The following is a 19,607-nucleotide window of genomic DNA, read 5'->3' on the forward strand; positions in this document are numbered from 1 at the left end:
CTCCCTGGCTGCCAATGGATGATGCTGATGAAAGACTTTCTGATTGCCCCCTCGATCCTCTCTGCCGATTTTGCCCGTCTGGGTGACGATGTCGCCAAGGTGCTTGCTGCCGGTGCCGACGTGGTGCACTTCGACGTGATGGACAACCACTATGTTCCCAACCTGACCATTGGCCCCATGGTCTGTCAGGCGCTGCGTGACTACGGTATCGAGGCCCCCATCGATGTACACCTGATGGTCAAGCCGGTGGATCGCATCATTCCCGATTTTGCCAAGGCCGGTGCGTCCCTCATCACCTTCCATCCGGAAGCGTCCGACCACGTTGACCGCTCTTTGGGCCTGATCAAAGAGATGGGCTGCCAGGCGGGTCTGGTGCTGAATCCTGCTACCTCGCTCTCCTGCCTTGAGTATGTGATGGACAAGCTGGACGTGATCCTGCTGATGTCGGTCAACCCGGGCTTCGGTGGCCAGAGCTTCATCCCCGGCACCCTCGACAAGCTGCGTCAGGTGCGTCGTCTGATCAACGAGAGCGGCCGCGATATCCGCCTCGAGATCGATGGAGGGGTGAAGGTCGACAACATCCGTGAAATCGCCGAAGCGGGCGCCGACATGTTCGTCGCGGGCTCTGCCATTTTCAGCCAGCCTGACTACAAGGCGGTGATCGACAAGATGCGGGCGGAGCTGGCTCATGTCACACGCTGATCGCGCATTTGATTTGGTGCTGTTCGATCTGGACGGCACCCTGATTGACAGCGCCGCCCAACTGGCGCTGGCAGTCAATCTGATGCTGACCGATCTGGGTCTGGCACAGGCCGATGAAGCTGTGATCCGAACCTGGGTCGGCAACGGGGCCGACAAGCTGATCCAGCGGGCCCTTGCCTATCACGAGGCAGACCCCGAGCTGTTTGCCAAAGCCCGCCCGATCTTTTTCCAGCACTACAACGCCTGCCTGCTGCAAGGGCTGGCGATGTATGACGGGGTGGTGCAGAGTCTGCGTCGCCTGCAAACCCTGGGCTACCAGCAGGCGATCGTCACCAACAAGCCTAGTGACTTCGTGGCTCCGATCCTCGATGCGCTTGGCATCAGCGATTGTTTCGCACTCTGGCTTGGTGGCAACTGCGTGCCGGTCAAAAAGCCGAGCCCGGAGCCCTTGCTGCACGCCTGTCAGGAGTTGGGGGTGAGCCCGGCTCGCACCCTGATGGTGGGCGATTCCGAAAACGACGTGCTGGCGGCCAAGGCGGCTGGCATGAAGGTGGTGGGCCTGACTTACGGCTACAACTATGGCCGGCCTATCGCCGACTCCCGGCCTGACTGGGTATTCGAACATTTTTCCCAGCTCGATGCGCTGCTGAGCTAATAGCGCCGCTGGGCTAGCTGAATAACAAGGATTAACACTTTGATGACTAAACCAATCGTATTGAGCGGGGCGCAACCCTCCGGTCAGCTGACCATCGGCAACTACATGGGGGCCCTGCGTCAGTGGGTCAACATGCAGGATGAGTACGACTGCCTCTACTGCATCGTCGACCTGCACGCCATCACCACCCGCCAGGACCCGGTTGCCCTGCGCAAGGCTTGTCTGGATGCCGCCGCCCTCTATCTGGCGGTCGGTATCGATCCCAAGAAGAGCACCGTTTTCATCCAGTCTCACGTGCCGCAGCACGCCGAGCTGGGCTGGATCCTCAACTGCTACACCCAGATGGGTGAGCTGTCGCGCATGACCCAGTTCAAGGACAAGTCCGCCCGTTTCGAGAACAACGTCAACGTCGGCCTGTTCGGTTATCCGGTGCTGATGGCCGCTGACATCCTGCTCTATCAGGCCAATCAGGTGCCGGTCGGCAACGACCAGAAGCAGCATCTGGAGCTGACCCGCGACATCTGCACCCGTTTCAACAACCTCTATGGTGAGGTGTTCACCCTGCCGGAACCCTTCATTCCGACCGAAGGGGCACGGGTGATGAGCCTGCAGGATCCGACCAAGAAGATGTCCAAGTCCGATGACAACGAGGCCAACTTCATCGGCTTGCTGGAAGATCCCAAGCAGATCGTCAAGAAGATCAAGCGTGCGGTGACCGACTCCGACGAGCCGGCTGTGGTGCGTTTCGATCCGGAAAACAAACCGGGGGTCTCCAACCTGCTGACCCTGATGTCCGGTGTGACCGGTCGCTCCATCCCCGAGCTGGAACAGCACTTCGAAGGCAAGATGTACGGCCACCTCAAGACCGAGACCGCCGAGGCCGTGGTCGCGCTGCTGGAACCGATCCAGGCGCGTTTCCACGCGTTGCGTAAGGATGAGGCCCATCTGATCGCGATTCTGGCCGAAGGGGCACAAAAGGCACGCGAAAGAGCTGAAAAAACCCTGACCAGCGTATATGATGTAGTCGGCTTCGTTCCTCGAGCCTGACATACTGGGAAGGTGTAGTAGAAGGGAGCTGGGTATTTGCCTGGCTTTCTTTATTTTCTGCCCGACTATTTTGTTTAATTTCTTTATTTCAACATGGGTAATATCCCCAAGAGAAAGCATGTCTGTTCAACCAACTATTTCTGCTGAAGAGCTGAGTGACAAAGGTCACTGGCTACGTAAATTTCGCAAGGCGAAAAACCTCAATACCCTGCAATTGATGGTCTCCAATGCCATCGACAAACACCATAAAACCCCTGCCGTTGCAGCCGCCATCTATCTGGCCGAGTGTCAGCGTGAGCGGGAAATGGAACAGGGTCGTTTTCTCGATCGTTAATTTCTGCCGTCGGTTATCTCATGTTGCTGTTAATTGATAACTACGACTCCTTTACCTGGAATCTGGTGCAATATTTTGGTGCGCTGGGCCAGCAGGTGGTGGTCAAGCGTAATGACGAATTGACGCTGACCGATATCGAGCAGTTATCCCCCCGTTTTCTGGTGATCTCTCCCGGTCCCTGTACGCCCAATGAGGCGGGGCTCTCTCTCGACGCCATCAGCCATTTCGCTGGCAAGCTGCCCATTCTCGGCGTCTGTCTCGGTCATCAGTCGCTGGCGCAAGCCTTCGGCGCCCGCGTCGTGCGTGCCCGTCAGGTGATGCATGGCAAAACCTCGCTCATCCGCCATCGGGATGAGGGGGTGTTCAAGGGGCTCAACAACCCGCTGCGGGTCACCCGTTACCACTCGCTGGTGGTGGAGCGCGACACGCTGCCAGAATGCTTCGACATCACCGCCTGGAGCGAGCATGCCGATGGTGCGTTCGACGAGATCATGGGGCTGCGCCACAAGACGCTTCCTATCGAGGGGGTTCAGTTCCATCCGGAGAGTATTTTGAGCGAGCAGGGCCATCAGTTGCTGGCCAATTTTCTGGCGCGTTCATAAAAAATTGTGATCGCCTTCTCAAGTTCGAGAGAAGGCAAAAAAAATTCCCCTGACACTTTATTCACCCCCTCTCCTGCCCAAATTATCTCTTGCCAAGCCCCCCTGAGTCGTTATGCAATGCGGTTGCCTAAAATCTCAAGGTCAATCGAATATTGTTCCTCATAGGCCGTCTTGTTACAGACTTTTTACTTTTTTTCTGTGATAATCCCGTTGCGTTTACACGAATTTAACTTTTGGGCGGTGGATTATTCTGTCGCCGAATCGAAGGAGAGCTATATGTCAGAGTTGTTGGCAGTGACACGTGAAGTGTTTGATGAAGTGATGGTTCCCAACTATGCGCCCGCCAAGATCATCCCGGTGCGTGGTGAAGGGTCACGTGTCTGGGATCAGGAAGGGCGCGAGTATATCGACTTTGCCGGTGGCATCGCGGTTAACGGCTTGGGTCACTGTCATCCCAAGCTGGTCGAGGCGCTGAAAACCCAAGGCGAAAAGCTGTGGCACCTCTCCAACGTGATGACCAACGAGCCGGCCCTGCGTCTGGCCAAGAAGCTGGTCGCCGCCACCTTCGCCGACAAGGTCTACTTCTGTAACTCCGGCGCCGAAGCGAACGAAGCGGCCCTCAAACTGGCTCGCCGCTACGCCATCGAGAAGTTTGGCGAGCAGAAGACCCAGATCATCGCCTTCAATCAGGGCTTCCACGGCCGCACCTTCTTTACCGTCAGCGTCGGTGGCCAGGCTGCCTACTCCGATGGCTTCGGTCCCAAGCCGGCGGACATCACCCATGTGGCCTACAACGATCTGGCTGCTCTGGCTGCGGTCATCTCCGACAATACCTGCGCCGTGGTGATGGAGCCGCTGCAGGGCGAGGGCGGTATCATTCGTCCCACCGACGAGTTTGCCAAAGGGGTGCGCGAGCTGTGCGACAAGCACAACGCCCTGCTGGTGTATGACGAAGTGCAATCCGGCGTCGGCCGTACCGGCGATCTGTTTGCCTACATGGGGCTGGGCGTCACACCGGATATCCTCACCAGCGCCAAGGCACTGGGTGGCGGTTTCCCCATCGGCGCCATGCTGACCACCACCGATATCGCTTCCCACCTGAAAGTGGGCACTCACGGCTCTACCTATGGCGGCAACCCGCTGGCCTGCGCGGTGGCCGAGGCGGTGATCGACGTTATCAACACCCCGGAAGTGCTGAGCGGTATCAAGCAGCGCGAACAGCTGTTCCGCGAGGGGATTGAGGCGATCAATGCCAAATACCACTGCTTTAGCGAAGTGCGTGGCAAGGGGCTGCTGCTGGGGGCCGTGCTGAACGAGGACTATAAGGGACGTTCGCGCGACTTCCTGCTGGCCTCTATCGATCAGGGGTTGATGGCCCTGGTCGCCGGCACCAATGTGGTCCGTTTTGCTCCTTCACTGGTGATCCCGGAAGCGGACATCAAGGAAGGGTTGGCCCGCTTTGAGAAGGCGGTTGCCCAAGTGGTTAACGCCTGATTCCAAATTGAGGTGGGGAGCTCTCCCGGCAGGAGCCGGGACCCCACCTGTCGTCAATGAAAGGGAGTTGTCATTTATGTTGGTTATCCGTCCCATCGAGCAAAAAGATTTTGCCGGGCTCAAGACCTGCGCCATCGAGTCCGGCACTGGCATGACCTCGCTGCCTGTCAACGATGAGCTGCTGCAGCGCAAGATTGACGCCTCTACCCAGACTTTTTCCGACAAGCCCGCAGGCAAAGGGGACTGCCTCTACTTCTTCGTGGCCGAGGATCTGGAGACCGGCGAGATGGTGGGCACCTGCGCCATCGATGCCGCAGTGGGTCTATCTCAGCCGTTTTACAACTACCACATCGGCAAGGTGGTGCACTCCTCACCCAAGCTCGGCATCTACAACGTCGTGGAAACCCTGACCCTCTCCAACGACTACACCGGCAACTCCGAGCTCTGCACCCTGTTCCTGCGCGAATGTGCCCGTGAGGGGCTCAACGGCCGCCTGCTTTCCAAGCACCGCTTTCTGTTTATGGCCGAGCACCCTGAGCTGTTTGACGAGACCGTCTTCGCCGAGATGCGCGGCGTCTCCGATGCGGATGGCCACAGCCCCTTCTACGAGTGGCTGCAGACTCACTTCTTTTCGATGGATTTTCCCACCGTCGACTATCTGACCGGCATCGGTAAGAAGCGCTTTATCGCCGAGCTGATGCCCAAGTACCCCATCTACGTCAATTTGCTGAGCAAAGAGGCGCGGGCCGTCATCGGCCAGACCCACGAAAAGACCCGCCCGGCCATCAAGATGCTGCAGGACGAGGGATTCGTTAATCGCGGCTATGTCGATATCTTCGATGCGGGGCCGGCGGTCGAGTGCGAACTGAAGAATATCCGCAGCGTGCGTCGCAGCCAGAAACTGCGGGTGCTGGTGGGCGAGCCCATCGGCGGTCGCACCCACCTGCTCTGCAACAGCCGTTTCGAACAGTACCGCGCCTGTTACGGCAATATCCGGGTCGATCTCGACAAGCACGAAGCCATCATCCCGCCCAAGATGGCGGCGGCACTCAAGGTGCAGGATGGCGACATGGTTCGGGTGGTTGACCTCGACTGAGGCAAACAACACAAGCAAACCGATTATCAGACAGGCAGCCGAGGCTGCCTGCCAGCGACAGGGAGTGAATGGATGAGCCAGTTAGTGCAATTTTTCTATTGTCAGTGGCATCAACCGCCAGCTGAATTCTCGGGTATATGCATTAAAAGAGTGGCCAAGTCAGGGAGTAAAATATAATGAGCCAGTTTGTACAACTGATCGACGGTCAATGGCTTGCTGGTGAAGGCAAGTCGTTCGAGTCAACCGATCCGGCCAAAAACGAGGTGATCTGGCAGGGGGCTGCCGCCAGCGCGGCGCAGGTGGATGCCGCCGTCAAGGCCGCCCGTGCCGCCTTCTACCACTGGGCGGATATGAGCCTTGAGGATCGTCTGGCCATAGTGCGTCGTTATGCCGACCTGCTCGGCGAGCAGAAAGAGGCGCTGGCCCTGACTATCGCCCGCGAAACCGGCAAACCGTTGTGGGAGACCCGCACCGAAGTGGCCGCCATGCAGGGCAAGATTGCCATCTCCATCCGTGCCCACGACGAGCGTACCGGCACCGTTGAAAATGCCATGCCGGGCGCCAAGGCGTTTGTCCGTCACAAGCCCCACGGTGTGGTGGCGGTGTTCGGCCCCTACAACTTCCCGGGTCATCTGCCCAACGGCCATATTGTCCCGGCGCTGATTGCGGGTAACACCGTGGTGTTCAAACCCTCCGAGCTGACCCCCATGGTGGCCGAGGCCATGGTCAAGGTGTGGCAGGAGGCCGGATTGCCCAAGGGCGTGCTCAATCTGGTGCAAGGGGAGGTCGAGACCGGCAAGGCGCTGGCTGGCAACCCCGATATCGACGGCCTCTTCTTCACCGGCTCCTCCCGCACCGGCCATTTCCTTCATCAGCAGTTTGCCGGTCAGCCGGGCAAAATTCTGGCCCTCGAGATGGGCGGCAACAACCCGCTGATCGTGAAAGACGTGAGCGACATCGACGGCGCTGTGCATGCCATCGTCCAGTCGGCGTTCATCACTTCCGGTCAGCGCTGCACCTGCTCCCGCCGCCTGTTTGTCGAGCGGGGCGAGCGGGGCGATGCGCTGGTCAAGCGACTGGTCGAGGTGGTTAGCCAGATCAAGGTCGGCCTCTATGACGCAGCCGAGCAGCCGTTCATGGGCTCGATGATAAGCGAACGTGCTGCACTGGGCATGGTCGAGGCGCAAGCCAACCTGCAACAGCTGGGTGGCGAAAGCCTGCTTACCCTCAAGCATCTGGAAGCGGGTACCGGCTTTGTCTCCCCGGGCATTATCGACGTGACCTCAGTCAGCGAGCTGCCGGACGAAGAGTACTTTGGCCCGCTGTTGCAACTCATTCGCTATGACGATTTCGATGCCGCCATCGATCAAGGCAATGCTACCCGTTATGGTCTCTCGGCCGGTCTGCTGGGTGACAAGGAGGCGGACTGGCACCACTTCTTCAAGCGGATCCGCGCCGGCATCGTCAACTGGAACAAGCCCATTACCGGTGCATCCAGTGCCGCGCCGTTTGGTGGCGTGGGTGCCTCCGGCAACCACAGGGCGAGCGCCTACTATGCCGCTGATTACTGTGCGTATCCGGTTGCCTCCGTCGAAGACAGCAAAGCCGCCATGCCGGATCAACTGTCGCCCGGCCTGCGCTTCTAATAACGACACGGGGCATCCAGCGGTGCCCCGATCTGTACCCGCAATCAAAGGAAAGAGAGATGCAAAAGGATATCGACACCCTGTTCAGCCATCTGTGGGACAACTACATCAAGGTGACCCCGAGCGCCCTCAAGGTGCACACCCTGCTGGGTGGCGGCGAGCCCATCGTCAACGATCACGTGGCGTTTCGTACCTACAACCTGCCCAAGCTGGGGCTGGAGAAGCTGGCAGCCCACTTTCTGGCGCTCGGTTACGAGCAGAAGGGCGAGTATGTCTTCAAGGCCAAGAAGCTCTACGCCAAGCACTTCGAGCATCAGGATCCGGACGCTCCCAAGGTGTTTATCAGCGAGCTGAAGGTCGAAGAGCTCTCTCCGGCTGCCCAGGCCATCATCCACAAGCTGGCGGATCAGGTGCCCGATCATCTGACCGATACCCCGGCATTTCTCTACACCGGCGCCCCCTGGCAGGTCTCTTACGCCGACTACCAGACCCTGCTGGCTGAGAGCGAGTATGCAGCCTGGATGGCAGCTTGGGGCTATCGTGCCAACCACTTCACGGTCAATATCAACAAGTTGAAGGATTTCGACACCATCCATCAGGTCAATGCGGCACTGAAGGCGGCGGGTTTCGTGCTCAACAGCGTGGGTGGCGAGGTGAAAGGGGACCCGCAGGTGATGCTGGAGCAATCCTCCACCATGGCGGACAAAGCAGAGGTGCCGTTCAGCGATGGGGTGCGTACCATCCCGAGCTGCTTCTACGAGTTTGCCCTGCGCTATCCGCAGGCGGACGGCGTGCTCTATCCGGGCTTCGTCGAGGCGTCGGCCGACAAAATCTTTGAATCGACTAATGCCATGTAATGGGAACCACTCTGTTTCAGCCGCAACGCCTCCTCGCCGGAGGCGTTTTGTTTGAGAGTCAGGTATTGCCTGAATCTACGAACTAGGATCTGCACGACCCCCATTTGATTAGCAGATGCCCCGTAAACCCTAGCCCAATCGGGCGGGGATATAAGGGGAGCTAATCTGATGCGTTTGCGAGCCCGCCTATGTCTTCAGTGTCTCGATAGTCGCGCCTGCCGCACGTCCGCAGCGGTTGTTGATTTCACTGGCACGCGCTATAACTGTGCTTATATGGCGCTGTTCCAGAGCCGTATTGGTGGCAAGCGTTATACTTATTTCAGGTTATTTGAGTAAGGAGCTTGCCATGGACAGCCAAGCGTTTTCCTCAATGCTGCGTTCTTTTGCCCAGCTCGACCCAATCCAACTAGAACGCGCCCAGGAACAACTTCGTCACCATCTGCAACGTGATCAACTCCATCAGGCATTGGCAAACCAGAGCGAGGCTGTCGCAGCATGCCCCTGTTGCAATTCCTCCCATGTCATTCATTGGGGACGTGCTCGTGGTCAGCAGCGGTTCCGTTGTAAGGCATGCGGCAAAACATTCAATCAATTGGATGGTTCTGCTTTGGCGGGGCTTCATCACAAGCACAAGTGGGCTGCCTATGCTGACTGCCTCAGTCGTGGGTTGTCGCTGCGAGCCGCTGCCAGAGAGTGCGCCATCAACCTGAAGACCGCATTTCGTTGGCGCCATCGCTTTCTGCGCTACGCACTGACCACTCGAGCCAAGCAATTGGCCGGGATCGTCGAGGCCGATGAGGTATTTGTAGCCGAATCATTTAAGGGACGACGTCATCTGGATCGTCCAGCAAGGCGCCGGGGCGCGAAGGGTAAAAAACGTGGGCATATACCCTTGGTCCCGCTCTTAATCGCGCTAGATCGATATGGTCGAGAAAGTGATGCTGTGTTGTTAGATAAAAGCTTGAGTCAAATCGAACCTTCCCTAAAACCACTCCTCACGGCGGGAACAATCCTGTGCACGGATGGCAATCTAAGTTACAGCACGATTGCACAGAACGCGCCGGGCGTGATCCATAAGCGGTTGATCGCCAGCGCTCATCATCGAGTAGAAGATGATGTTTTCCACATCCAGACCCTCAATAACTACGTGAGTCGTTGGCGGGAATGGATGGCCAAATTTCACGGAGTAGGGACAGACTACCTGGAAAACTACCTTGCTTGGTTTCGAGTGGTGAACCAGGAGCCGAATACATCCTGTTCATGGCTGCTTGGCGGAGTCACTCGGCTCACCTACACGTAAAGGGAACAGCGCCGCTTATATACAGCCTGTGTTTTTAATCATGAAAAGAGCCACAAAAGTACGTATTTACCCCACCGACGAACAAGCGGCATTCCTCAATGCCCAGTTCGGCGCGGTGCGGTTCGCGTACAACAAAGCCCTTCATATTCAGCGGCACATGTTCCAGCGCCACGGGGTTTCACTGAAACCCAAACGCGACTTGAAACCCCTGCTCGCCGTGGCAAAAAAATCGCGCAAATACAGCTGGCTGAAAGAGTACGATTCACAAGCCTTACAGCAGGCGGTGATCAACCTGGACAAGGCATTCGCCAATTTTTTCAACCCCAAGCTCAAGGCCAGGATGCCCACCTTCAAGAGCAAGAGAGGCAGGCAATCGAGCTACCACCCCAATGGCAAAGTGCTGACCGATGCCATCCTGTTACCGAAGATGACGCCCATCCGAGCTGTCATTCACCGAGATATTATCGGCGTGGTCTCCAGCATCACAGTCAGCCGTGGCCCGACAGGGAAATACTATGCCTCCATCCTTTGCGATGATGGCCGTGAGGCTCCCGCCAAGCCCTCCCTCATCACAGAGGTGACAGGCTATGATATGGGGCTGTCCCACTACCTCATTGCGTCGAGTGGCAAAAAGATGGCCAACCCGCGCCATCTTATCAAGGCCAGTCGCAATCTGCGGCGAAAGCAAAAAGCACTGTCTCGCAAGAAAAAAGGCAGTGCCAATCGTAGTAAGGCCAAATTACAGCTGGCCGCCCTGCACGAGCGGGTAGCCCATGCTCGCGCTGATTTTCAGCACAAACTCTCTCGCACGATAGTTGACGATAACCAAGCGATCATCGTGGAGACGCTTAAAACAACCAATATGATGAAAAACCACAAGCTGGCCCGCGCCATTGGCGATGCTGGCTGGCATGGTTTTATCATGAGGCTGGAGTACAAAGCCCAAGCGGCGGGCCGCCACCTAATCAAACTCGATCAGTGGTTCGCCAGCTCTAAACTATGTAGTGAGTGCGGCCACAAGATGCCGGAGATGCCACTTCACCAACGACAGTGGGTATGTCCAGCGTGTGGGGCAGAGCATGACCGCGACATCAACGCGGCCATGAACATTCGACAGCAAGGAATATTGGAATTAAAAGCGGCGGGGCTCGTCGTTTCTGCCCATGGAGGCCAGCGTAAATCCGTCAATCTGACGGTAGCGGCCTAAGAAGTGGGAAGCCTCGCCGCTTGCGGCGGGGTGCAGTCACAGGTTGTTGGTGAAAATGTGAATGAGATCACTTGTCGCGCTACAGATTGACGCAGGCGGTGGAGTAAAAAGGAGTAGAATGAGGCTTTCTTTTTGTGGGGCCAATTGATGCCTAACTATCATTTTTTCAAGCAGGGTCAGGCGGTTACCTATCTAGATGCCAATGCGCCCAGCTATAGCGATGAGCGTCGTCAACTGGTCGAGCAGGGATTTTCCGCCATCGCCGCCCCAACGTTTGCAGATACCCCGGCCGAAGCCCTTGAGCTGCTGCGTAATCAGCAGGCACTCCTGGATGAGGCGCAGGCCAACGCCCTTTGCCTGACGGTTGCCGCTATTCCTGCGGCGATCGCTACTCTGTCCGGGCACTGAACTACGCCGCCACCATATTCGCGTACACAAAAATGGTGCCATTGTAATAGCATCATTTTATCGGTTTGCCTGCTTGCCCTGAGCCGTTTACCGCTGGTGCAGGTCACCTTCGATGACCAGCACGGTATCCATCCCTGCCGCCTTGCCCGCCTCAAGCCCGATACGGGTATCTTCAAACACCAGACAGTTTGCCGGATTGGCGCCGAGCAGTTCGGCCACCCGTAAAAAGGTGTCGGGGTGCGGCTTGTGGTTGGTGACATCATCAGCGCTCACCACCACAGAGATATAGGCATCGAGCCCGGTACTCTTCAGGATGGAGTCCGCCTGACTGCGCGGTGAGCCGGTGCCAATCCCCATCTTCACCTTGCCGTGATAGTGCCTGACCAGCTCCCACATCTGGGGAAAGACGCTGACCTTGTCGATATGCGCCGTGTAGAGGGCAATCTTGCGACGGGTAAAGGCCTCGACATCCACCGTCAGTCCCTGCTGCTCGGCCAGCATGGCGATTATCTTGCGGGTGGGAATGCCGCCGTACTGATAGAGCTGCTCCCGCTCGAAGGGGATGCCGAACTCGGCGCAGGTGAGCTCCCAGGCATCCAGATGAAGGGGCATGGAGTCCACCAAAGTGCCATCCATATCGAAAATCAGGGCATCGTAGTGATCAAACCCGTACTGCTCACGCTCGCTCATGGGAGCTCCTCGAATCAAATAGAGCAGGCTAGCAGAAACGGTCGGCGGTTTGTGGGATCTGCTTCATGGTTGGGCAGATGGTGGCCACCGTTTTTCTCTCTTGCTGATTTGGGCGACACGAATCCGTTCATTGCCGGATACTTTGGCATATCAGATCAGCGAGTCCGCTTATGACCTCGAACATATCCCGTGACTCCACCCCGCCGCAAGCGGCGAGGCTTCCCACTTCTTAGGCCGCTAACTGGAGCTATATCCGGCTGCTGCAGAGCCTGCCAAGGGGGACGAGATGGCTCCCGCCGAATTGATGAATGTACGCACAAACGGCCTGCGGGCCACTTTTTGTGGTCGTGAGAGGAGCGTGCTCGGAATCAATGAAGGGGGCGTGAACGTGAATTAACGTGGAGATGGGTTCATAGAGGAGCGGGAGAAAAACTGGGGAGAGGTAAATTTCAGATACAAAAAAACCAGCGTGAGCTGGTTTGTTTGGTACTGCTATTAATGGTGCGGAAGGAGAGACTCGAACTCTCACGCCTAGGGCGCCAGAACCTAAATCTGGTGCGTCTACCAATTTCGCCACTTCCGCAATATTAATGGTGGCTATGACGGGATTCGAACCTGTGACCCCCGCATTATGAGTGCGATGCTCTAACCAACTGAGCTACATAGCCGTCTTGTGTTCAACGTGAGTCAAATACAAGTAAAAATGGCTGGGGTACTAGGATTCGAACCTAGGGATGGCGAGATCAAAACCCGCTGCCTTACCGCTTGGCGATACCCCAACAGTCATGAGACTGGCAAAGAACTTTTAAAAATGGCTGGGGTACTAGGATTCGAACCTAGGGATGGCGAGATCAAAACCCGCTGCCTTACCGCTTGGCGATACCCCAACTAAAGATGGTGGCTATGACGGGATTCGAACCTGTGACCCCCGCATTATGAGTGCGATGCTCTAACCAACTGAGCTACATAGCCGTCTTGTGTTCAACGTGAGTCAAATACAAGTAAAAATGGCTGGGGTACTAGGATTCGAACCTAGGGATGGCGAGATCAAAACCCGCTGCCTTACCGCTTGGCGATACCCCAACAGCGTTCCTCAACAGTCATGAGACTGGCAAAGAACTTTTAAAAATGGCTGGGGTACTAGGATTCGAACCTAGGGATGGCGAGATCAAAACCCGCTGCCTTACCGCTTGGCGATACCCCAACTAGAGATGGTGGCTATGACGGGATTCGAACCTGTGACCCCCGCATTATGAGTGCGATGCTCTAACCAACTGAGCTACATAGCCAACCTTGCTTCCGGTGAGTCGTTACCTTGTCACCGTGCGGGCCGAATTATGCGTATCTGGCTCTGGGGCGTCAACCCTTTTTTTGCCAGAAAAACGCAATTTGAGTGCGTTTGACCAGTTATTGGCCTCTGTTGCGCAAAAGCCCAACAATCTGGTTTTTTTTAAGACATTGCCATTATTGCCCGGACAATGGCAGATAAAAAACAGGCCAGCAAATGCTGGCCTGTCATGGGATCAGACGTTGAACAGGAAGTTGGTCTTGAGTGAGTCTCTCTTCGTGTCATGAGGTCTCACCCTTTATTTAAATCTATTTATTATCAATAAATTAAATTGTTTTTTGTCTCGCGACGTTTCAGGTGGAATCACTGGTAGTCAGGTATTTTGTGTACGCAGTTGCGTACTCAAAATGCTATTGTGTACACAGCTTGAACAAAGGGGGCTAGGGTGGCGCTTAAGACAGATCGGGAAATCGCCAGTTTGAAGGCGGAGGATGGTCAACGGCAGGTGGTTGCTGTGGCTAGTGGTGCTGGTGGTGGGTTGTGTATCGAGGTTCGCAGTGGTGGGCGCTCTAAAACATGGCTTTACCGTTATCGTATCAATAATAAGGCCCGAAAATTCACATTGGGCTCTTACCCGGCAATGAGCTTGGCAACTGCGCGGGTTGAGCACGGTAAGGCTGTTGCTTTGGTTAAGGCAGGAGAAGATCCTGCGGCTGTTGCCAAAGCATCCAAAGTGAAGCGGTCTGCTATGCCGACATTTGATGCGTTTTTTGAAGAGTGGTTGGAGTGGAAGCAAGTTGCCAAGCCTGCCCGAGCATCTACCGTTGAAGCCTACCGTCATACTCACCGACTATATATAAGCAAAGCCATTGGTCGTCTGTTACTGAAAGATGTGACGCGAGCAGTGTTGTTTGCTCACTTATCTAAGGTTCGAGGGCGCAGCATACAGGCTGCGCGAAAGGCACTGACTATCTGTGCTCAGATGCTAGATCATGCTGTGAACCTAGAATTGCTCGAACTGAATCCAGCTCGAACCATTAAGCCATCAACAATTGGGGCTGAGGCGCCACCTCCTCGTCAACGTTGGCTTTGTCGTGAGGAAGTCGCTTCTTTTTGGCAAGGGCTATCAGAAGGAGGGTTCCATCCATCTCAGTCAAACTGTTTACGTTTGATTTTGTTAACTGGTGTTCGCCGTGGAGAAGCTACGGGCATGACCTGGGAGCAAGTTATTGGCAACAAATGGATCATTCCTGCCAGTAATACCAAGAATGGTAAAGAGCATGCGGTCACGCTTCATAAGATGTCTCTAGAGATCCTTGCTCATCAACGAGCTATTAGCAGTGGCAGTCCTTGGGTTTTTGAGGCAATAAGAGAACACGAAGCTGGACAAGGTCATATTGATGGCAATGCCCTTCGTTGGGTGATAAATAAGGTAAAGTCTATTTCTATGGCACAAAGTGAGCCATTCACCGTCCATGATTTACGGCGTAGCTTTGCTAGCTGTTGTGCAGAGTATTTGGATGCAAATGAAAGTGTGATTGAACTTGCTCTTAATCACAGCAAGCGAGATCGTCTCGTTGCTACTTATCAAGCGGGTAAACGTGCGGAACAGGTAGCTCGGCTTTTTGAACAATGGGGTGAGTATATTGAAAGACTCACAACAACAGAAAATATAATCCCAGACAATGTTGTTACTATAAACTTCAGGAAATAGATGCCATTGATAAATTACATCAGTTATATTTGAGGCTATTATGGTTCATGATTAATGTGAGGAAGTTTAGTTGCCAGTATTGGAACTATGGTTAAATACGGCAAGGAAACTAATTGGCGTTTCCTTGCCGTATTTTTGTAGAAAGTTCAAGTTCTAGTTCTAGTTTTAGTTATCTCATCATACTCAGCTCTGATAAGTGCTTCAACAATCGCATTCTTATTCTCACCTTTAGCACGACTGAGTTCATCAAGAATTTTACCAATATCATTTCTCATGTTAATGCTGTATTGTTTCTTTTCCTTGTTATTTTCTCTGTATTTACACTGGTCCCATGCTTTTTTCATGGTGACAAATATAAAATTGGACTTGTCTTCATTAAAAGAATAAAGCACGTCAAAGAATGAAATTATATCATCTGTTAAGTGTTTTGAATTTGGCAGGGTTAGTGATCTATACCCAAGGTTTTTTCTGTATAAATATTCACATAGCCATTCTGTTTTAGTATCTCTGTATTTTTCAAACCAATTTACCAATTTCTTATTTATAATGACACGGCGTGCATCATCTTTTATTGCATTATTTATTCTTGCTTTATCACTTTTGCTGACTTTCAACCTGTTAATTAAGCAAACTATTTTTTGCTTGGTTGCCTCTTCAATCACAATATTTCCCATGCCAGTGATCTGTTTGGCATTGTTGATATTGCTAGCAGGCATAAAAGTTAACTCAAAGTCATCATAGCATTGGTTGTCATCTAGTGGTTTACTAATCAAGTGTTCTAGTTGGCGCCATATATAAAAAATTGTTCTATTATCCTTTTCATTCAGCCAGATGTAATCTTCTTTTGTAAGACATTTTTCATTGAATTCATTTTTAATGATTTCAATAAGCCTATTGAGTCCATATGAATCACTGCATTTTATTGGATGCTGTGAAATGAAGTGTTGGCATGGGGGCATGTTCACCAAAGTGGTTAATTGGCGTTCCAATTCTGTGCGACAAGGCGTCCGCTCACTTGGGACATCGTTTATTTCACATACGCTGTACCATACATAGTCTGAAAATATTTCATCTCTTAACTGAAGCGTAATTATTTTGTCACGTAATGTATTTGGCATATTGCTCTCTCTCAAAAACTACATTGTAGTGTTTAATGAGTATTTTTGTGTATCTTAAATGGAGTTTTTTGTGATGGTTTTCACGAGTTTTTTAGGTATTGATAATCTCTCTTGATTTCAGCCATTATCGTGAGCATAGCCCTCTATAGGCTTGGTATGAGTAGATTGCGTTAGAGGTGGTGAGCAGCCAAGACAGTGAGCAGGCCATATGAGATGTAACCCGGCTCCATACGTAAACTATTACGGTGTTGCTCCAGCTATGAACCAATAGCGGGAGAGCAAGCCATGAAACTCATTAAACTGAAAGACGTTACCGAAATGACCACGTTGTCCAAAGCCACAATTTATCGTTTGATAAAGCAAGGTTCATTCCCTCGTCAAATTTCTTTGGGGCCAAGAGCTGTGGCGTGGCGGTTAAGTGATGTCATCGCCTGGATTGAGAACAGGTCCTGGAGTAGCTTCGTGTCGATGTAATAACTCAAGAGTATGTTGTCGTCTATGAATGAAGGTATTCACGTAGCACTTAAGCAAAAAGAACTGAGGATGCCGAGAGTTTTTAACCTCTATCTATTCGGTATATGTAATATACCTACCAACACGTTCTGCTATATACCTACCAACACGTTCTGCTATACCAGCAGCCCTACACGGGAATATCAGCCACACTAAGTGGCTATTGACCTGTACAGCCTAAGCAGCATTGCTCAGGCTTGACTCAATGGGTATGTCCGCTAGGGCTACATACCCTCTGCACTGACGTCCTACTGTAATAAATTACATCATCCACTTAATGGATGAGTGGACTTGTACGGCCACTCTTGACCCATCTACAAAATCTACATGCATTAAACAGGCATGGGGCTAACCATACCTACCGAAAAGGAGGCGAGATGAATTCAACGTTGGGCTACCAGCTTAGCCCTGAGGAGCTTAATAACCTGCTTGCAGCAGCTGAGCATCGTTATGGGAGTGTTTCACCTTATTACTTAACCAAGTTGTCACAGGTCATTACCGGCTGCTTGGATATATATCCACGTGTGTTTGCCGTACGTGTTGATTTACGTTTGCCACAAACTAATTGGCCGGAGGCGCCTGATATCCCACTGTGCTTTCCTCGGCAGGACTCAGCGGTAATTACACGTTTCTTTGGTGCACTTAAAAGCCAATTGGTAGCGGACCACTACCGTAAAGACAGGCGAGGACAACCTGCCTTTCCTGCATATATCTGGGTGCGTGAGCAGGACTCGAGTGCGAGTCAGCATTACCACGTGGTGCTGCTTTTTAATAAAGACATTTATGCGTTCTTGGGAGATTACCATAATGCTGAGAGCGACAATATGGCTATTAGAATACAGCGTGCTTGGTGTAGTGCCCTTGGGCTTACCTACCCGGACTATGCGTCTTTAGTGCATTTTCCGAAGAGCCCTGCGTACGTATTTGACCGCCGTGCTGCAACGATACATTCCCCTGTGTTTCGCGAGTTTTTATTGCGAGCTGCTTATTTAGCGAAGACCAGAACAAAGGTTCCCGGTCAGCGTAATTTTGGTAGTAGTCAACCTTTTGTAAAGTAAGGAGAGTAAGATGACGGAAATTAACAAGAGTGAAGTAGTAGGCGAAAACGCACAGCCAGAGTTTGAACAGTATGTGCATACACCTACAGTTTGTGGTTATTCGGCGCATTATGATCTAAAGCCTGTCCTGACTAAGGAGCTTCTAAGGCAATTGTGGTGGGGGGCGACTGACCCAGTATCGGCGCGTTATGCGGTTAGCTTGGAAATCTATTTCGGTGCCCGGCATTTTAATGATGTTTGTATTGCGACAGAGTGGCTAGCAACCTCGCTGGCATCGAGTACCGAGACTCGAGCTTTATTTAAAGAGTTGGAGTGTGTTGTCTGTCGTGTGAGTCGCTCTCACGACATGACGTTGGTGCGTATGGTCTTCTTATTCAGTAACTGTAAACATGCGGCAAGGCCTGAGTGGTTTGCCTATCGAGTGGCAGAATACTGGCGTGAGTGTATCTTGCGGCGCTTTCGTTTCTGCAAAGAAGTAGAGCGGCTTCCTATGGAGCCAGGTTTGGGGCGTGTGGCGTACCACTGCATCGACCAAGAGGACACTGCCTTAACCGTATTTGAATGGCTAATGAGTGGCCACCGGCTATACGGTGATAACGCTGCACAGGCGGAGTATTTCTGCGGTCGTCACATCAAAAAGCAGGAGTCGGGCTATTTTTAAGTCCTTGTTGCAGGAGGGAGCCAAGGCTCCCTCTTTTATTCACGTTCTTATTTGGGACATCATAAAGCCCTTAACTCTCGCGCAAATCCGGGCTTCGGAGCTTGAAGATGCAGCCCTTGGCTACCAACTCGTCCCGGTTTGCCAGCACCAGCGGGTAGAGCAGCGGATACTGTTCGTGATCGCCGTTATAGCTCACTTGCATGCGCTCCAGCGCGTAATGCATCAAAGGGATGCGCTGGTTGAGCAGCAGCTTGCCATCCGGCATGGCATAGTCACTGGCAATGATGGCCTGTTGTCCTGCGCTGAGGGTTGGATTGGGGATGACCACCGCAGTGACCTGGGTGTTCCACTCAAGGTCCTGATCCCGGCCGTGAGGGGAGGTATCCAGTAGCTCAGGTTCCCCACGAAACCGGCTCATCACAAAATCCAGATATACCCCTTTCTTCTCGCAGTATGCGCGCACGTGCCAGCGGATCCCGTCATAGACCAGGGTGTGGGGCACGATATTGCGGCCGCTCTGCTCCTCTGAGCTGAGGGATACGTAATCGACATCGACCCGCAACTGACCGCGAGCCGCTTGCACCAGACCCCGCACAATCTTGGGGTCGATATGACGGTTGGGTACATCCAAGATCTCGATATGGCCGTAGCGCAAATCCATCAGCGGCAGGGTCAACAGCCCCGCTTCATGTTGGCGTTGGTGCTGTTTTTCACGATGTAACAGCATCAGGTACTCATCTACTTTTCCTTCACTAAATCGCGGCACGAATTGCTCGGTGGGCTTGTATCCCTTCAGGCTTCGGTCATAGATCAACCCTACTGGTGAGTAGTAGGTCAGGTAGTGATTGATATCCCGTGATGCTTGCTGGCGGCCGATATTGAAGGCTGTCATTAGGTGATTGGTGGTCAGCCGTCCTTCCCATTGCAACACGATCTCTAGCAGGCGAAAGCGTAGGGTCTGATCCCAAGTGAGCTCTCTGGGGGCCATATGTGCTCCAAAATGCGACATGTGTATGTAACCAGTATCGGCATGAGTATACAGGCGACATATACTGAGTTAATCACAGTGTGATGAAAAAGATTGTGCTGTCTGTACCACGTTCTACCAGCATATTGCCGAAGTGCAGCTCAACTTCGGTTGCTCTCACAATCACAAGTTCATGCCAGGCTTTGCCGCAAGGCCCCATACCTCAAGGCTTTCGGGATGGTGTAGTACG

General features: G+C 53.4%; 19 protein-coding genes and 8 tRNA genes. 16 read left to right on the plus strand and 11 right to left on the minus strand.

The genetic code is table 11. The features are described 5' to 3' along the window. Positions 1-27 precede the first annotated feature (27 nt). The 12 genes from rpe to NMD14_05820 all read left to right on the plus strand — a co-directional run bounded on the left by rpe (position 28) and on the right by NMD14_05820 (position 11,348). Positions 28-702: a ribulose-phosphate 3-epimerase gene (gene rpe / locus NMD14_05765; protein XEI33924.1), complete on the plus strand. Its 675-nt coding sequence runs from the start codon at positions 28-30 to the stop codon at positions 700-702. Continuing rightward, positions 689-1,357: a phosphoglycolate phosphatase gene (locus tag NMD14_05770; GenBank protein ID XEI33925.1), complete on the plus strand. Its 669-nt coding sequence runs from the start codon at positions 689-691 to the stop codon at positions 1,355-1,357. Before rpe ends, NMD14_05770 begins: the two co-directional genes overlap by 14 nt. 42 nt (positions 1,358-1,399) lie before the next feature. Then, entirely contained in the window at positions 1,400-2,404 is a 1,005-nt protein-coding gene (gene trpS, locus NMD14_05775; GenBank protein ID XEI33926.1) for a tryptophan--tRNA ligase, read from the plus strand. A gap of 118 nt (positions 2,405-2,522) precedes the next feature. Further along, entirely contained in the window at positions 2,523-2,738 is a 216-nt protein-coding gene (locus tag NMD14_05780; protein ID XEI33927.1) for a hypothetical protein, read from the plus strand. Between the two features lie 20 nt (positions 2,739-2,758). Next, a complete protein-coding gene (locus NMD14_05785) occupies positions 2,759-3,340 on the plus strand; it encodes an aminodeoxychorismate synthase component II (GenBank protein XEI33928.1) in 582 nt (193 codons plus the stop codon). Positions 3,341-3,616: 276 nt separating this feature from the next. Then, positions 3,617-4,834, plus strand: a complete 1,218-nt coding sequence (locus tag NMD14_05790) for an aspartate aminotransferase family protein (protein ID XEI33929.1) — start codon at positions 3,617-3,619, stop codon at positions 4,832-4,834. Positions 4,835-4,910: 76 nt separating this feature from the next. Next, on the plus strand, positions 4,911-5,930 hold the full coding sequence (gene astA, locus NMD14_05795; GenBank protein ID XEI33930.1) for an arginine N-succinyltransferase: 1,020 nt from the start codon (positions 4,911-4,913) through the stop codon (positions 5,928-5,930). 176 nt (positions 5,931-6,106) lie between these two features. Next, entirely contained in the window at positions 6,107-7,576 is a 1,470-nt protein-coding gene (gene astD, locus NMD14_05800; GenBank protein ID XEI33931.1) for a succinylglutamate-semialdehyde dehydrogenase, read from the plus strand. A 59-nt stretch (positions 7,577-7,635) separates the two neighbouring features. After that, complete coding sequence (locus NMD14_05805; GenBank protein XEI33932.1) at positions 7,636-8,433, plus strand: DUF1338 domain-containing protein; 798 nt, start codon at positions 7,636-7,638, stop codon at positions 8,431-8,433. 346 nt (positions 8,434-8,779) lie between these two features. Further along, positions 8,780-9,733 (plus strand): IS1595 family transposase, encoded by a 954-nt coding sequence (locus tag NMD14_05810; GenBank protein ID XEI33933.1) that lies wholly within the window; start codon positions 8,780-8,782, stop codon positions 9,731-9,733. 40 nt (positions 9,734-9,773) lie between these two features. Then, complete coding sequence (locus NMD14_05815) at positions 9,774-10,940, plus strand: transposase (GenBank protein ID XEI33934.1); 1,167 nt, start codon at positions 9,774-9,776, stop codon at positions 10,938-10,940. Between the two features lie 147 nt (positions 10,941-11,087). After that, the gene (locus tag NMD14_05820; protein ID XEI33935.1) at positions 11,088-11,348 is read left to right on the plus strand and encodes a hypothetical protein; all 261 of its coding nucleotides are present in this window, start codon (positions 11,088-11,090) and stop codon (positions 11,346-11,348) included. Between the two features lie 87 nt (positions 11,349-11,435). On the opposite strand, the gene NMD14_05825 is transcribed toward NMD14_05820, so the two are convergent. The 9 genes from NMD14_05825 to NMD14_05865 all read right to left on the minus strand — a co-directional run bounded on the left by NMD14_05825 (position 11,436) and on the right by NMD14_05865 (position 13,327). Beyond that, on the minus strand, positions 11,436-12,038 hold the full coding sequence (locus NMD14_05825) for a beta-phosphoglucomutase family hydrolase (protein XEI33936.1): 603 nt from the start codon (positions 12,036-12,038) through the stop codon (positions 11,436-11,438). 499 nt (positions 12,039-12,537) lie between these two features. After that, a tRNA-Leu gene (locus NMD14_05830) sits at positions 12,538-12,621 on the minus strand. Between the two features lie 8 nt (positions 12,622-12,629). Continuing rightward, a tRNA-Met gene (locus NMD14_05835) sits at positions 12,630-12,706 on the minus strand. Between the two features lie 36 nt (positions 12,707-12,742). Next, positions 12,743-12,817 (minus strand) — tRNA-Gln (locus NMD14_05840). A 33-nt stretch (positions 12,818-12,850) separates the two neighbouring features. Then, positions 12,851-12,925, minus strand: a tRNA-Gln gene (locus tag NMD14_05845). Between the two features lie 8 nt (positions 12,926-12,933). Beyond that, positions 12,934-13,010 (minus strand) — tRNA-Met (locus NMD14_05850). Between the two features lie 36 nt (positions 13,011-13,046). After that, a tRNA-Gln gene (locus tag NMD14_05855) sits at positions 13,047-13,121 on the minus strand. Between the two features lie 46 nt (positions 13,122-13,167). Then, positions 13,168-13,242, minus strand: a tRNA-Gln gene (locus tag NMD14_05860). Positions 13,243-13,250: 8 nt separating this feature from the next. Continuing rightward, positions 13,251-13,327: transfer RNA gene (locus tag NMD14_05865), tRNA-Met, on the minus strand. A gap of 444 nt (positions 13,328-13,771) precedes the next feature. Between NMD14_05865 and NMD14_05870 the strand changes: the two genes are divergently transcribed. Next, positions 13,772-15,040, plus strand: coding sequence for an integrase arm-type DNA-binding domain-containing protein (locus NMD14_05870; protein ID XEI33937.1), 1,269 nt, complete (start codon positions 13,772-13,774; stop codon positions 15,038-15,040). 146 nt (positions 15,041-15,186) lie between these two features. Here NMD14_05870 and NMD14_05875 read toward each other — a convergent pair whose 3' ends face one another. Further along, on the minus strand, positions 15,187-16,158 hold the full coding sequence (locus NMD14_05875) for a hypothetical protein (protein XEI33938.1): 972 nt from the start codon (positions 16,156-16,158) through the stop codon (positions 15,187-15,189). Between the two features lie 285 nt (positions 16,159-16,443). Between NMD14_05875 and NMD14_05880 the strand changes: the two genes are divergently transcribed. From NMD14_05880 to NMD14_05890, 3 genes are all read left to right on the plus strand, one after another. Further along, the gene (locus NMD14_05880) at positions 16,444-16,632 is read left to right on the plus strand and encodes an AlpA family transcriptional regulator (GenBank protein XEI33939.1); all 189 of its coding nucleotides are present in this window, start codon (positions 16,444-16,446) and stop codon (positions 16,630-16,632) included. 416 nt (positions 16,633-17,048) lie between these two features. Next, positions 17,049-17,729 (plus strand): inovirus Gp2 family protein, encoded by a 681-nt coding sequence (locus NMD14_05885; GenBank protein ID XEI33940.1) that lies wholly within the window; start codon positions 17,049-17,051, stop codon positions 17,727-17,729. Positions 17,730-17,739: 10 nt separating this feature from the next. Further along, positions 17,740-18,390: a hypothetical protein gene (locus NMD14_05890; protein ID XEI33941.1), complete on the plus strand. Its 651-nt coding sequence runs from the start codon at positions 17,740-17,742 to the stop codon at positions 18,388-18,390. Between the two features lie 70 nt (positions 18,391-18,460). Here the strand turns inward: NMD14_05890 and NMD14_05895 are convergent, their stop codons facing one another. Further along, positions 18,461-19,378: a WYL domain-containing protein gene (locus tag NMD14_05895; protein XEI33942.1), complete on the minus strand. Its 918-nt coding sequence runs from the start codon at positions 19,376-19,378 to the stop codon at positions 18,461-18,463. Between the last annotated feature and the right edge of the window lie 229 nt (positions 19,379-19,607).

The organism is Aeromonas veronii, from assembly GCA_041319085.1.
Lineage (GTDB): Bacteria > Pseudomonadota > Gammaproteobacteria > Enterobacterales > Aeromonadaceae > Aeromonas > Aeromonas veronii_F.